Here is a 14883-nt window from a genome sequence, read left to right on the forward strand (position 1 = left end):
AAAGAACGTAAATCCTTATTCTTTATATCATTATTTCGCGTATCAAGTCAACCCTGGAGTGCATCAAAATCGCGAAGCCACCAGTTCTTCTCTTTCAGCTTATCCTGGCTCCCACGACCCCTACTGTCTTCTGGCCTGCATGAGCTTTTTTCTGATTCGTATATCCTCCCCATAAAGAGGGATCACCGTGTACTGGCTCACAATCCTCGACATGACCCGATCTGTGAACTCATCGCGCATCTCATTGACCGGAAGATTGGTGGAAATGATGGTTCCCTTTCTGCGGTTCAGCCGCTCATTGATGCAGTAGAAGAGCTGGGAGGTGGTGAAGGTGTTTACCAGCTCCGTTCCCAGATCGTCGATGATCAGGAGATCGCAGTCCAGCAGATAGCGGGAGCGATCCCTGTCCTCCTCTGTGGAATCGTAGTCAAACCTTTCCTTTGAAAAGATCTCATACATTTCCACAGCCGGCAGATAGACGACGGAATAGCTCTGATCGAGAAGCTCCTTCGCAATGCAGTTGCTGAGAAAGGTTTTTCCAAGCCCTGTCTTTCCCGTAAACAGAAGGTTGTCCTTGTGCTCTCCAAAGTGCTCCACATAGAAACGGCACAGGGCCACCACCTGGCGCATGTACTCCCTGGCTGTCTTGTTGCTGCGCTCGTCCACCTTGGTGTCGTCAAAGTATTCGTAGGAAAAGGTGTCGAAATTCTCTCTGCTCAGGATTTCCCTGATATTGGACTGATCGTACAGAAGGCTGATCTCCCGCTTCTTGAAACAGTGGCATTTTTTCCCGTCCCTGTAGCCTGTGTCACAGCAGTCCGGGCAGTCATAGTGAAGCTCCAGGTAATCGGCAGGATAGCCGTAGGCGGACAGCAGAACCTCTCTCTCCTCGCACAGATCTGCAATACGCCTTTTAAGCCCCTTAGCCGACCTGTCATCTCCTGCCAGAAGCTGTCTCGCACTCTTGACGGCAGAGGCGGTGATCTCCTCATTGATCTCTTTTACGGCAGGAATTTTTTCATAAACCTCTTCCCGGCGCTTATCCAGCTCCCTCTTCTGTCGAAGCTGTGCCTGGTTATAAATACGCATGATGGAATCGTACTGGGAATTGCTCAGTGCCATGGTTTCCTCCTGTATTCTGTCAATCGTTCTCTGAGCTGCCCTTGCTGCAGAGTATTTCTATTTGTCCGGGAATCCCCGGGACGCCCCGGGATTCTCCCCGCCCCGGGCCTCCTGTCGGACGCTCTGAGGCTCCCCGGGGCTGTCTGAGGCTCCTGTATTGATCATATTCCAGATCATTTCATCATAATCATAGCCGTGCTCCTCCAGGTTGTGGAAGCGGTTGGAGCTCTTTCTGGCGCCCTGGCGTCTGGAGCCGGACGTCCCTGGCTGTCTTGCGGAAGCTGCCGCTCCCCTGGCTCCTGCCTGCGGGGAGGCGGACTGGCCTGACTCTCTGGCCCTTCTCGCCTCCTCCTTTCTCATCCGCGTCACTTCCTCCACATCTCTCATGGTGCGCACTCCTGCCCGGTTCCACTCAGTCAGGATGCTGTCCGTATACTGGAAGCTGGGCTTATGAATGGCCGCCATCGTCCGGTTGCAGGCTTCCACCACAATCTCCCTGGTAAAGCCGTAGGTTCCAAACCACTTGTCCATCAGATCAATCTCGCCGTTGGCCGGGTTTCGCCCAGACAGGCCGAAGGCCTTCATCACGGCAAAAATATCCTTCTTATAGCCCATGGACTGGGATTTGGCCTCCTCCGCCGTCTTAAAGCCCCTCTCATGCCAGCTCAGTCCCACCTTCTCTATGTAGCGGATGCTGGTATGTCCATTCTGGGCGCAGGACTCTATCAGATACTCCAGAAGCTCCGTGGGCATATGGAGGTTCCCATAGAGGTTGGCCAGCACGTCGCAGTCTGTGGGGGTAAAGGTCCTGTTCAGGTACTTCTGGGCGATATACAGAAGCTGGGAAAATTCCTCATCCCCTGACAGCCTGCAGAGAATATCGCCCGTTCCGGGGCTGCCTCCCTCCGTGCGGCCGGCTCCCTGGTAAGGCTTTGTCTGACCGGAAGCAGAGGCATCCTGTTCAAAGGAAGAGGAGAACCCTCCGGAAGGAGCCGGAGACTGCCGGGCGGGAACAGACGGGCGGGCGGGCGCCGGCCTGTCTGTAAGCGCAAGGACTCCCACTCTCTCCCAGTAGACAAGGGCGCGGCGCACGTCTGCCTCCGTGTGATTCAGAGCATCCGCGATCTCGGAGACATCGTCTGCGCTGCCTCCGTGTCTGAGAATATAGAGATATACCTTCACATACTCGCCGTTAGCCTCTGCCATGTATCTGTCTATAAATTCATTGGGGATGACCGTCACCTCATGGGCCAGACGGTTCTGTATGAACTGTCCCATCTGCTTCACCTTTCTGTCTGCCGTTTTTCCTGTCTTTCGCCCCCGGAACCGCCAGCCCGTCTGCAGGCTGACGGATTTGGGGCACTTATCCACTGGAATCATCATAACACAGGTTCTGTCAAAAGGAAACACTTCCACTTATCCCCAGAATATCATGTGGATATTGTGGATAATGTGGACAAATTTATTTTTCTTCTGCGCTGATCCTGTCTGTTCCTGTCGAAACTATTGAATTTTCAATGTTTTTCATACAATAGAAACTTTTATTATGTAAATCAAACAATCCACAGTGCTCCTTTACATAAAATGTTGAAAACTTTGTGGATAATGTGGATAACTACTCTGCAAGCAGCGCTTCTCCCACATTTACAATGTCTCCGGCCCCCATAGTTATCAACAAATCGCCGTGTATACAGCTTTTTTTGAGAAATTCTTCAATTTCCTCAAAGGTATGAAAATACCAGACTTTTTTACCCAGCCTCTCAATTTTTTCTGCTATGTCGCGGGAGCTGATGCCCAGTGTATCCGTTTCCCGAGCCGCATAGATATCGGCCAGAACGATACAGTCTGCCATGGAAAGCGCCTCTGCAAACTCGTCGAGAAATGCTTTTGTCCTCGTATAGGTGTGAGGCTGGAACACGCACCAGATCCGGTTGTGGGGATAATTCTGAGCTGTCTTAAGGCTCGCCCGAATCTCCTGGGGATGGTGGGCGTAGTCGTCTATAATCGTCACCCCATTCAGGACTCCCTTTTTCTCGAAGCGGCGCTTGGTTCCCGTAAAGCTCAGAAGTCCCCGCTTCACCGCTTCCAGGGAGAGCCCCGCCTCAAGGGCTGCGGCTGCGGCTGCAAGGGCATTGTATACATTGTGCTCGCCGCTGACTCCAAGGCTCAGGGTATCCCGCTTTTCCCCTCTTATATAGAAGTCAAAGGTCGGCCTGGCAAGGGAGTCGTAGGAAATCTCCCCTGCGCTGTAGTCAAACCCTCTGTCTGTTCCGAAGGTAATCACCCTGCCCTCTGTGTTTTTCACAATCTCCTGCCAGTCTTCAATCTCCCCGTTTATGACAACGGCTCCCTGCTTTGGAGTTTTCTTTGCAAAGCGTGTGAAGGAGCTGCGGATATCTGCCAGATCCTTGAAGAAATCCATGTGATCCTCCTCGATATTCAGGATCACCTCAATAGTCGGGAAAAATTCCAGAAAGCTGTTTGTATATTCACAGGCCTCTGTGATGAAAAATTCCGGTCCGCCGACGCGGATGTTTCCTCCTATGGACGGAAGAATCCCTCCCACAGATATGGTAGGGTCTGCCTCGGCAGCCAGAAAGATCTCCGAGAGCATGGAGGTTGTGGTGGTCTTTCCGTGAGTTCCCGACACGGCGATGGCCTCCCTGTAATTTCGCATCATCTCCCCCAGAAGGACGGCTCTGGAAAGCATGGGAAGCCCCGCCTCCCTCGCAGCCGCAAACTCCGGATTGTCGGGATGAATAGCTGCCGTGTACACCACGGCGTCAATCTTCTTTCCTGTCTGCTCTGCCTGTCTGATGTTTTCTGCCCGCTGTCCGATATAGATCACGGCCCCTCTGCTTCTCAGATGCTCCGTGAGCTCGCTCTCTTTGGAGTCAGAGCCTGTGACGGTAAATCCCTCATCCATCAGAATCTCCGCCAGGCCGCTCATGCTGATGCCTCCGATTCCCATAAAATAAATGTGCTGCGGTTTATTAAAATCAATCTGATACATGTTTCTTTCCACCTTTTACCTGATTTTTCCTTTCCATGGAATCAGGCGTCTCTAAAAGCCGCCTGCCTTCCCCTGCCTTCCTGTCCGGCAGACTGCGCCAGATAAGCATATGCAGGATGTTTCTTTAATTTAACTTCTTTTAAAGGGAAATGTCAACAGATTTGAGCCATATTGGCGGGTTGCCCCAGGGCTGACAGTGGAAAGGAGTGCTTGTCGGGCAGGACCTCACAGAAAAAGGGAAGAGCTGTGAGATTTGGAAACATTCACAGCTCTTCCCTTTATCGTTCTTCTATGGCTATCCGCGCCTTATCTATCAGGCAGTTTTCACGCCTCCGAAAACCGTATGCCTGTATCGCTCCAGTCCGCGGATCAGGATGCTTCCCAGCACTCCCACTGCCAGAATCTCCCCGATTCCAACAGTCACCATGGCTACCGGGATCAGATCTGTACTGCCGTAGGCGTAGCGCAGAACCCACGGAACGATCACAGCGTTGGAGATAATCGGAGGCAGAAGAACCAGGAATCGGTTTCTTCTGAGGGCATAGGAGCCCACAGCTCCGATCAGTGTTGCCAGGCTTCCGAAGATCACATCCATGGTCATGGCTCCTGCCAGAAGATTGGACAGCAGGCAGCCGATAAACAGACCGGGAATCGCGGCCGGTGTGAAAAACGGAAGGACGCAGAGCGCCTCGGAGATCCGGAACTGAACCGGGCCAAAGCTGATTGGCGCAAAGATAAGGGTCAGCACAATGTAGATCGCTGCGATGGCTGCGCCCTGGGTGAGCAGGTACACGGATTTCTTGTTTGATTCTTTCATATTCTGTTTCTCCTTTAGTTTTGTTTTACGAGTGGAAGGTCTCGAACACTCGATTCATTTAACGCCGGGAATCGGCGGCAGGCCCGTAAGACCTTGGTTTTTGTGGGCTTATCTGCGTGTCATAGGATACCATGGAAGAAGGGGATTGTCAAGAAACTTTACAGTGGAGCGTTGGACTGCCTCAACTGCCTCATAGCGGCTGTTCCAGGATCCGTTGGAAGGAATGAACCATCTGCAACACCGATTTCTCCTGATACGATTCCAAGATCTATACACTTCAATACGATCTTATTAAAAATTTCCCGGAATATGCCGGCCTCTTGAAAACGTCTTCTTCTATTCTGGCTAAAAGTTGAGTGATCCAGTACTCTATCCATAAGATCAATTCCGCAAAACCAGCGGTAAGCAAGGTTAAGAGATACTTCCTCCTCAAGTCTCCGCTCTGGTTTGATCCCATAAAGATAACCAATTAGCAGCATTTTCATCAGAACAGCGGGGGCAATAGATCTTCTGCCAACATGAGAATAATAGGGAACTGTCTTTTCGTACATAAAGTCAAAATTTACACAGTTTTTATCTGTCTCAGAAGATGATCCTCTGGAATTATAGAATCTATGTCTAAGATTACCATCTGGATTTGTCCTCTTTGCTTTCCCATCATAAAAAATGACCTCCTGCAGTTGATATAATAAATATGTGTTTTTGTAAAACATCTGTTTACAAAAAATTGTTTTTTTCATAAATCTCTGCCCGATAGCGAAAGGTAGAAAGCGGCATCCCACATAGTTTCGCAGCAGTTTTTCCAGTAATTTTTCCATTTTTCCATTGATGATACAGGTGATGAAAGTTTTCCGGTAAAGGCGCTGGGGGTCTTCCAAAACGAATGCCCCTGGCTTTGGCGGCAGCGATTCCTTCTGCCTGGCGCTGCCGTATATTGATGCGCTCATTCTCTGCCACAAAGGATAGCACCTGCAGGACAATATCGCTTAAAAACGTTCCCATCAGGTCTTTGCTTCGGCGGGTATCCATAAAAAGGTTTTTCTCCGGGATAAACAGCTCTTTCAATGCAAGAATCTGCCTGTCTCCATTCTGTTCTCTGGTACTGACACGAATATAGCCATACAGAGTTCCCATTGTTTTCCCTCCTCTCTCCCGACCGGGATAACACCTCCAAAGCAGGCAATTTCTCCACTTATAACCTATGCCAGCAGCCTTAAGACCTGCGTAAAGAACACAGTTCTGAACCATATATAAAATAAGGGTGAAAGGCTTCCTTATCCGGCCCCTCACCCTTAATCCTTAATCCCATTCGCTTTCCATTAAAAAATCCCGAATATTCCGATGTTTAATCCCATTCCGGCTCATATCCAGCTCATCCATTGTGACTACATATTTGGGGAAATTATCCCGAATGGAATCATATACTCCAAATTCCCGCTTTACTGTACTTTCATCTGCCAGCAGATAAGCTACCTGGATATAAAGTTTTTCACCTCTCCTGTCACAGACAAAGTCTATTTCCTTTTCGCCAACTTTCCCGACTGTTACCTTATATCCGCGGCGCAGAAGTTCCAGGTACACTATATTTTCAAGAATCAGGTTAATGTCCCGCATGTTTCCCCCGTACACAGCTTCCCGGATCCCATGGTCTGCAATATAATATTTTTCATTGGTCGCCAGAATCTGCTTTCCCTGTAAATCCTCCCGCTTCACCTGATAAAACAGATAGGAGTCACAGCAGTATTTTATATAGTTAAGTACTGTATCTGTTGATGTGGTCCGATGCTCATTTTTGAGAAATTTTGTCAGAGAAGATGCCGAAAAAACGGTTCCTATATTTGCCATTACATATGCCATTACCCGTTCCAGTAAATCCACATCCCGAACCTTGTTCCTCTTTACGATATCTTTCAGCTGAACTGAATGGAACAGATCCGTCAGGTACTGTTTCGCCGGTTCTTCTTCGTAACGGATATTGGAAAGATATGGCATACCTCCCACCAGAAGATAACTCTTAAAGCACTGCTGTACGGAAGCAACTGGATCCATTGTATGATATAATTCAAGAAATTCTGAAAAAGAGAAGGGATAGATAACAAACTCCACATATCGTCCGCCCAGATATGTTGCAAGCTCCCCTGATAAAAGTTTTGCATTGGAACCGGTAATATAAATGTCACAGTTCAATGAGACTCTGAAAGAATTAATACATTTTTCCCAATCCGTCACTTCCTGTATTTCATCAAAAAACAGATAAACCTTTCCTTTTATCTGCTCTGCCCGTCTCAGAATTTCTTCATGCAGTGCCATGGCATCCAGAAGACGCATATATCTCAAATCTTCAAAATTAATAGAAATAAAATGCTCTGGCGTTACACCAGAACAAATCAGTTCCTCCTGAATCAATTCCAGCATTACCGATTTACCGGCCCGCCGGATACCAGTCATAACCTTAATCAGCTCATTTCCAATAAATGGACGAATACGTCTCATATAAGTTTCCCGTTTAATCAAAATAACTCCCCCTTCCCACGTTTCTTTCAGTATATCCCGTTTGTACTGGATGTTCAACTGTTTTTCTGCTATTTTATCGTCTATATTCGACAATTTTATATTTTATATCATTTTATAGGAAATAACTGCGAAAAATGATGAAAAATCTTGTCTGATACTTAAGCAGCTGCTTTTTTCTTTTTGGAGTTATTCTGAAACTCATGTTTTCTGACTTACGTTCAGAAGGTTTTTTTCGATTCGGCATATAGGATACAAACCGGATAGAACACTATTACTCTTAATAAAACACGGCAGTTCCTGCCTTATTAAAAAACAAAAAAGTACAGGCTGGAATTATGTCTGCTTCCCGCCTGTACTGAACTCTCTTTATTCTTTTCCTAAATCAAACGAAATCCGATCCGCCAGATAAAGCGAAACCGTTACTGTCCTCCCATCCTCCATCCTGTTTGGGCGCCGCTTACCTCTCTGTGCCCTACTCCACACTTACCCTGCTGTTGAACTTATCCAGGGCCAGGGCTGCAAAAATTCCCACCACGAAGCAGACCACATTTACTGCGCTCTGGGCCACTGTGGTAAAGCCGTCCACAGGGACTGTCATAATCGTTGCCGCTATGACTATTCCGATAATTCCATGGAAGGCCACAGAATAGTGTCTGTCAAACAGAGTGTTGATGGCTTTTGCGAGGGCGATCACAGTCACCAGCGCACCGATTCCTCCTGGGATGAGGATTCCCAGGTCAAAGTGTCCGATGCCGTCCACAAAGGGGGTATAGAGCCCTAAAGGCATCAGGAGGGTGGAAAAGCTCATTCCGGGAGCAATCACGCTGAGAGCCAGGCAGAAGCCGCAGAACAGATACCAGAAGAAGTTCGGGCTGATTTCCACACTGGTCATCTTAAGTCCGATGAGAAGCGCAAAGATCGCGCACATGCACACAATCATGGACACATAGGACGCTCTGCTTCTTCCCTGCTCTCCCGCCTCGCGAAACAGGGACGGAAGCATGCCTGTGATCAGACCGATGAAGAGGCACACCGACGGCGCCGGGTATTTTTCCAGGAAAAATGACAGCACATTGGCGATCCCCAGAAATCCGATGCCGCCTCCGATAAACACGGGGAGCAGCTTCGGAACGTGTGTCTTAAAGTTTGCGAAGGGGTTGGAGAGCAGCTCCATGATCGGTTTATAGATTCCGAAAATAACGCTCAGAACGCCTCCCGATATGCCCGGCAGCACTGCGCCCAGGCCTATCAAAGCCCCCTGAAGAACCCTGAACAGAGTTTTGGACAGGCTGAATTTTGAATCCTGCATTTCATTCATAGCTTTACTCCTTTATATGCGAAAGCGGCAGAACGCCTGCCGCTTTCCCCTCTGACTGGCTGATATTAGTCAAGGTCTATCATATAATGGCTTTTTCCATTCGTCAACTGGTTTCCGCCGGCAGAAGAAAAATATTGCGGCAGTTGGCACTGCTGTCTCCTTCTTTAAAACCTCCGGCAGCCTGCCTCCCACCTACAGCCCCATCAGGTATTCTCCCACCTCGTAGGCCAGCTTCAGGGCTGTGGGGAGAAGCCTGTCAGGAAAATAATTTCCGTAATTATTGACCTCAAAGCTGAAATACCCCTCATAGCCGATCTCCTTTAATGTCTCCACCGCTGTCTTCCAGTCCACAGTCCCGAAGAGGGGAAGAACATGCATCAGATTCGGATCGGTCATGCTGTGGGTATCGGAAACATGAGTGGCCTTTAAATGCTTTCCGATATAGAGAAGGGATTTTCTCTGATCCTGCTTCATAATATCTGCATGTTCAAAATCCCAGCAGATGCCCATCCTCTCATCGCCGAAATCTGTCACAAAGTCCACCAGCTCCTCGGGAGTCACGCCGTATTTCCGCCTTGGTGCAATGGCATAATCGCACATATTTTCCACGGCAAAGGCCATATGGTACTGCTCCGTTTTCCTTAAAAGCTCCCTGAAATAGGCGGTATTTTTTTCCTTTGAGGACTGTACCAGGGCAGGGCTGTCAAAGTCTGTTTCCGGGTGTGTCACACAGAGTCTGGAGCCCAGGGCGGCGCAGCAGTAGACAGAGCGCTCTGTCAGTTCTTCATGGCGCCTTCTCTCGCTCTCTGTCATTTCTGCGCAGAAGTTATAGGTATAGGCATGACACTGGCCAAAGGTTACTCCCAGTTCATCCTTCTTTCTCTCAATCCCTGCCAGCCAGCGCTCCCACCCGTCAGTCAGAAACGGGGAGTGGGGCAGAGACCAGTCATAGAAGCTGATGTCAAAGGTATCAAAGCCGGCCGCAAAGGCCAGCTCCATCATGTCCTCCATCGGCATGATGCTCTTGTCCGGCCTTTCAAATACGATATTTGTAGATGTAGATAATTTCATATAAATACCCTTTCTGTGAGAAGTCTGATAAGCCGGTTCCAGTCATATTCCCAGGCTGCGCTTACATTCTGCGGGAGCGCTTTAAAACGCCCGCTGTTGCCGAACAGGGTCTGCCCTGTCGTATATTCCCCCTTTGTCTCCACCAGAACGCCTCCCCGGGCAGTTTTTGCCATGTCAGAGAAGGCTGTGAGAGCCACCGCCGCGCTGTCTACGAGAAGGCCTGAGGGATTTAAGCCATGCTCCAGATTAAACTGCACAGCCTGTCTCAGAAAATCTGTCTTTTTTCCCTCTCCTGCCTCTGATAAAAGGCGGTCCATCATAGAGTCCTCCAGGCGTGAGGTTACATCAAGGCCGGCAGCCGTGATGGGGATCCCTGAGCTGAAAACTGCAGAGGCTGCCTCTGGATCCTGGGCGATGTTCCACTCCGGTCTCGGGTTTAACCTTCCATGGTCGGGATTCAGTCCATATCCTCCCGAAATCGTGAAAATTCCTGCCGTCAGCCCTGCCGTTTCAGGGGCATTCTGCAGCATCAGAGCCAGGTTCGTCATGGGGGCCATAGAAATAATAAAAACCTCCCCGGGATGGGCCTTTATCATATCTCCCATCCAGCGGAAGGCCTCTGTTTTCTCCGGGCTTTTCTCCGGTTCCGGCAGCCCTGTGCAGGACAGCCCGTCCGGCCCGCAGTAGGCATCGTCAAACTCCATAGGGCGCGAAAGGGGGGCTTTCGCCCCCTGCACAGCCGGAATCTCCGGCCTTTCGCACAGTTCCTGTATCTTCATAATGTTTCTGATGCTTCTGTCGGAGTCGCACACGCCATAAGCGGCTGTCATTCCAAGGACCTGAAGCTCCGGCGACGCCAGCGCAAGCATCAGCGCTATAGCGTCGTCAGCGCTGGGATCCGTGTCAATGATCACCTTCTTCTGAATGGCTGATTCTGCCTTTTGTTTCTGAACGGCCTTCCCGTATTGATTTGTGTCAGTCATTCCTTTTTTCATCTAATCTGTTTTCCTGCCGTCTCTATTCCCCGTTTGCACGGTAGTAGTCATTGAAAATCTGGTTGCAGCCGTCAATAATCGCTGTCTTTGTATCCTCCACGGACGCCTCCCCGTTTCCAAACATCAGCATGGCATCCTTGATCACAGTGTCTACGCCGTCAGAGTTCGGCACAAACGGAGCAACTACATTCTCGCTGGTTCCCATGAGCACCTCGCCCGGAACGGCAAGCTGAGGAGTCTCTTCCATAGCCTTCTGGCAGCTCTCAAGCTCTGATGAGTTTTTGTTAACCGGGATATATCCTGCCCCGTCCAGCCACATAGCCTGAGCCTCCGGCGAGATCATATACTGCTCAAATTCCCATGCTGCATTTACGGTCTCCTCGTCTCCCCTGTTTAACAGGAAAAGTCCTGAACCGCTTGGATAAGCTCCTCCGTCATCGGTGCTGTTTACCACCGGAATAGGAGCCACTCCCCAGTTGAAGCTGTCTCCCACCAGCTCCTTGATTGTCGGGATCCTGGAGCTGCTCATAATCGCCATGGCGTTCAGCCCCTGGGCAAACTCCTCGTTGATAGAGTCATTGGTAGGCTTGTAGGCTCCTGTGTCCACCACCTTCTGCCACTCTGTGAGGAAGGCTTCCAGTGCCTCCTCGCAGGCCATGGATTTCATTTTTCCGCTGTGTCCGCTCTCATTGTCTCCCAGGTAGGTACCCTGTCCCTGAGTTGCGATCCCGTTGCCCAGCTCAAACAGGCTGACTCTCACGTTCAGTCCGTACTGCGCATCTGTCTCATCCTTGAGAGTTCCCAGAATGGAGGCCATCTCATCGATGGTGGCCGGAACCTGGGCTCCTATCTGATCCAGATAGTCCTGATTGTAGTAGAGAAGGAGGGTGGAAACACTCCACGGCACGCCTGCAAGCCTGTCGTCGATTTCAAAGGAAGAGACTGCATTGGAAATCAGATCCTCCTTTGCCACGGAATTTCCCTCTTTGGAGAGCATATCCTCAGCCCACACAAGACGGTCATAGTCCCTTACAAGGCTTACGTGCTCTCCGTAAAGCTGAATCACATCCGGCATATTTTCCACATCGTCAGTGGACATGGCTGCCGTCAGCGCCTCTGTTCCCGGCCAGTTCTGAAATACCGGGGTTACATGGATCTTCTTTTCTTTTCCGATAGTCTCGTTGAACTGATCCACCTGCTTCTGTGTGATCTCTGCATACACTCCGTCCATGGAATGCCAGAACACGACCTCCCTGGTTCCATCCTCGCTGACAGCTCCTACCGGAGAGCCTCCCTCAGAATTTCCGCCGGCTCCTGCACCGCAGCCGGTCAGGCTTAAAAGAGCAGTTCCCGCTGCGAGCGCTGCCGCCATCTTCTTTAACTTCATACTTTTATCCTCCTTATAATGGTTATACAAATTTACTCCTTTACAGCTCCGCTCATCATTCCGCTGACAATCTTCCTCTGGAAGAGCACGAACAGCAGAACCGTCGGCAGAAGCGCTATGATAACGCCTGCCATGACAGGGCCGAATACTGCTGACTCCCTGTCCTTTAACATGGTAATTCCCACCTGGATGGTGCGCATCTCATTCTGGTTGGTGACAAGCATAGGCCACACATACTGGTTCCACACACTCACAAAGGAGGAAAGGAACACAGTTACCATAATCGGTTTGCTGGCCGGAAGCAGCACCCAGAGAAAGAATCTCACATTTCCGCATCCGTCCACATAGGCCGCCTCCTTCAGAGATTTCACAAAAGACAGATAAAACTGCCTGAGCAGGAAGACGTTGGTGGCAGACACCAGAAAGATCGAGCACATACCCGCATAAGTATTGATGAGTCCCATGCGGCTGATGGTCGTAAAGTTTGACACAATCAGCACATCCGGCGGAATCATAATCGTTGCCATAGTCAGGGCAAACAGAATTTTCTTTCCCTTAAACTCAAAAAATGAGAAGGCAAAGGCCGCCATGGTGGCTGTTACCATCCTGGTCACGCTGCAGACAGAGGCCACAATAAAGGAATTGAGCATGTACCGGAGCAGCATGGTTCTGGAAAACGCCGTTCTGTAGTTCTCAAGAGTTGCCTTGGGCGGAAGCAGGTTCGGCGGCGATGAGAGCACGTCCTTCTGCTCCATAAAGGAAACAGAACAGGCATAGAGAATCGGAAACAGGATCAAAAGGGCGCACAGGATACAGACTGCCTGAACTGAAATATCCCACAGAGTCTTCTTTTTCATTGATAGTGCACTCCTTTCTTCTCCCATGCAAAGCCTGCCATAGTGGCCGCAAAGGCAATCAGAAACGCCACGATAGCCGCCGGATTTGCATTTGTATAATTGGCTGTTCCCGCAATCTGCTTGTAAATATACTGCATCATGGTGATCGTAGAGTTCTGAGGCCCTCCGTTTGTGAGCACGTTGGAAAGGCTCATCATCATAACGCTGAAGGAAATATCCGTGATAATCAGATAAAACATGGTGGGAGAGGTCAGCGGCAGATAGATTTTAAAAATCATCTGAAGCGGCGAAGCCCCCTCCAGAGATGCGCTCTCTATAATATCCGGTGAAATTCCTCTGACAGCCGACAGAAGGAAGATAAAGGCATATCCCGTTGACAGCCATATCTGGACAATGGAAATGGACAGCAGCGCAAACTTCGGATCGTTGAGCCACTGGATATCCAGTCCGAAAACACCGTTGATCAGGCCCAGGGACGGCACGTAGAGAAGCTGGAAAATCATCGCTGTCACAGAAGATGCCATCGCCATGGGAACAGCAAAGGACGCCTCGTAAAAGGCAGAGGTTTTGCGCCTCTTATTGGCTAAAAGCGCCAGCAGAAGTCCCAGAATCTTCGATGTGGGCACTGTCAGCAGCGTAAAGATCAGAGTGTTGATGATGGATTTCACAAACACCTTGTCCTCAAAAATATACGCATAATTTTCCAGTCCCACAAACCGCTTCAGATGACCGAAAGAATCTACGATAAACAGACTCTTAAATGCAGTCACAAGAAACGGATAAAATGTAAATACAGCAAACAGTATAAACGCCGGCAGAAGCCACAGGTAAGGCTCAGCCTTCTTCAGTATAGGTTTTTTCACCGCATTCTCCCTCCAGAATAAAATGTCTGACCGCCTCAATGACGCCCTGAACGGTTTCGCCCCGGCAGACATAATCTGCCTTCTTTTTCAGTTCCTCTGCGGCATTTCCCACAGCGGCGCTCCATCCTGCGGCCTCAAACATGTCCAGATCATTGATATTGTCGCCCACTGCCAGAATCTCCCCCGGGTGAATCCCGAGATAGTCCGCCAGGCGCCTGATGCCGCTTCCCTTGCTGCACCCCTCAGGCATGGCCTCAAAGCAGCGGTCATCGTACCGGACTACATAGATTCCGTTTTCCCGCTCCTTTAAAAGTCCTCTCAGCTCATCACATCTGCCCGGGCTGTCCGGATCAATGATCATGAGCTTCTGAAGCTCTATTGTCTCCCACTCATCTCCCTCCGGATGGATCACCGTTTCATAGAGCCCCGTTTTCTCCGTCTGTCTGCGGGTATAGTCATTCTGGCGGTAAACGCCCTCTGTGATTCCGTCGTTGAGAAAAACTGCCAGTCCTAATCTGTCCGCCTCCTCAGCCGCCGTCCGGACTGCTCTGCCGGGAAGAACGGTCTTCCAGATAAAAGTGCCCTTCTCATACCCCGCCGCCCCGTTTGAGGCGATCACCGGAAGAGTAATGTCAAGGGCCTCCATGTATTGCCTCATCATCCCCACAGGTCTTCCGCTGGCAAGCGTAAAGGCAATGCCCTGTTCTCTGAGAAGCCTGGAGAGTTCTTTTATCCCCTCTTCCATCACGCAGTCGTCCCCCACCAGGGTTCCGTCTACATCGCTGACTACCAGCCGTATCTTCGAACTTCTCTGTTCCATACTGCCTTCCCTCTCTTTATTTATTCTGTTCCAATTATATTGAAATTTTCTTTTTGCGTCTTTCTCTCTTCCGACATGTTTTGCCGTTTTTCCGACTTTTTTCTCC

14 protein-coding genes are annotated in these 14883 nt (G+C 49.8%); all 14 read right to left on the reverse strand.

Going from position 1 to position 14883, the window contains the following annotated elements; genetic code table 11:
• Positions 1-120: 120 nt before the first annotated feature.
• Positions 121-1122 carry an ATP-binding protein gene (locus DW757_RS04595; protein WP_118751091.1) on the reverse strand — a complete coding sequence of 334 codons (1002 nt, stop codon included), beginning with the start codon at positions 1120-1122 and terminating at the stop codon, positions 121-123.
• 57 nt (positions 1123-1179) lie between these two features.
• Positions 1180-2505, reverse strand: a complete 1326-nt coding sequence (locus DW757_RS04600) for a DnaD domain protein (RefSeq protein ID WP_347559959.1) — start codon at positions 2503-2505, stop codon at positions 1180-1182.
• Positions 2506-2737: 232 nt separating this feature from the next.
• Positions 2738-4135, reverse strand: coding sequence for a UDP-N-acetylmuramate--L-alanine ligase (murC, locus tag DW757_RS04605; RefSeq protein WP_021966808.1), 1398 nt, complete (start codon positions 4133-4135; stop codon positions 2738-2740).
• Positions 4136-4448: 313 nt separating this feature from the next.
• The gene (locus DW757_RS04610; protein WP_118751092.1) at positions 4449-4952 is read right to left on the reverse strand and encodes a QueT transporter family protein; all 504 of its coding nucleotides are present in this window, start codon (positions 4950-4952) and stop codon (positions 4449-4451) included.
• 158 nt (positions 4953-5110) lie between these two features.
• Positions 5111-5692 carry a transposase gene (locus DW757_RS04615; protein ID WP_182433251.1) on the reverse strand — a complete coding sequence of 194 codons (582 nt, stop codon included), beginning with the start codon at positions 5690-5692 and terminating at the stop codon, positions 5111-5113.
• A complete protein-coding gene (locus DW757_RS04620; protein WP_118751094.1) occupies positions 5670-6086 on the reverse strand; it encodes a recombinase family protein in 417 nt (138 codons plus the stop codon). The genes DW757_RS04615 and DW757_RS04620 overlap by 23 nt, the downstream gene beginning before the upstream one ends.
• Positions 6087-6251: 165 nt before the next feature.
• Positions 6252-7466: an ATP-binding protein gene (locus DW757_RS04625; protein ID WP_118751171.1), complete on the reverse strand. Its 1215-nt coding sequence runs from the start codon at positions 7464-7466 to the stop codon at positions 6252-6254.
• Between the two features lie 472 nt (positions 7467-7938).
• Complete coding sequence (locus DW757_RS04630; protein ID WP_087384866.1) at positions 7939-8784, reverse strand: DUF368 domain-containing protein; 846 nt, start codon at positions 8782-8784, stop codon at positions 7939-7941.
• Between the two features lie 192 nt (positions 8785-8976).
• Entirely contained in the window at positions 8977-9855 is an 879-nt protein-coding gene (locus DW757_RS04635) for a sugar phosphate isomerase/epimerase (RefSeq protein WP_118751095.1), read from the reverse strand.
• Positions 9852-10850 carry a nucleoside hydrolase gene (locus DW757_RS04640; protein ID WP_118751096.1) on the reverse strand — a complete coding sequence of 333 codons (999 nt, stop codon included), beginning with the start codon at positions 10848-10850 and terminating at the stop codon, positions 9852-9854. Before DW757_RS04640 ends, DW757_RS04635 begins: the two co-directional genes overlap by 4 nt.
• Positions 10851-10872: 22 nt before the next feature.
• Positions 10873-12237, reverse strand: coding sequence for an extracellular solute-binding protein (locus tag DW757_RS04645; RefSeq protein ID WP_118751097.1), 1365 nt, complete (start codon positions 12235-12237; stop codon positions 10873-10875).
• A 32-nt stretch (positions 12238-12269) separates the two neighbouring features.
• The gene (locus DW757_RS04650) at positions 12270-13094 is read right to left on the reverse strand and encodes a carbohydrate ABC transporter permease (protein WP_015544071.1); all 825 of its coding nucleotides are present in this window, start codon (positions 13092-13094) and stop codon (positions 12270-12272) included.
• Positions 13091-13957, reverse strand: a complete 867-nt coding sequence (locus DW757_RS04655) for a sugar ABC transporter permease (protein ID WP_021966815.1) — start codon at positions 13955-13957, stop codon at positions 13091-13093. Before DW757_RS04655 ends, DW757_RS04650 begins: the two co-directional genes overlap by 4 nt.
• Entirely contained in the window at positions 13929-14777 is an 849-nt protein-coding gene (locus DW757_RS04660; RefSeq protein WP_118751099.1) for an HAD family hydrolase, read from the reverse strand. Before DW757_RS04660 ends, DW757_RS04655 begins: the two co-directional genes overlap by 29 nt.
• Positions 14778-14883: the final 106 nt, after the last annotated feature.

The organism is Clostridium sp. AM29-11AC (assembly GCF_003480545.1).
Taxonomy (GTDB): Bacteria; Bacillota; Clostridia; order Lachnospirales; family Lachnospiraceae; genus Otoolea; species Otoolea saccharolyticum_A.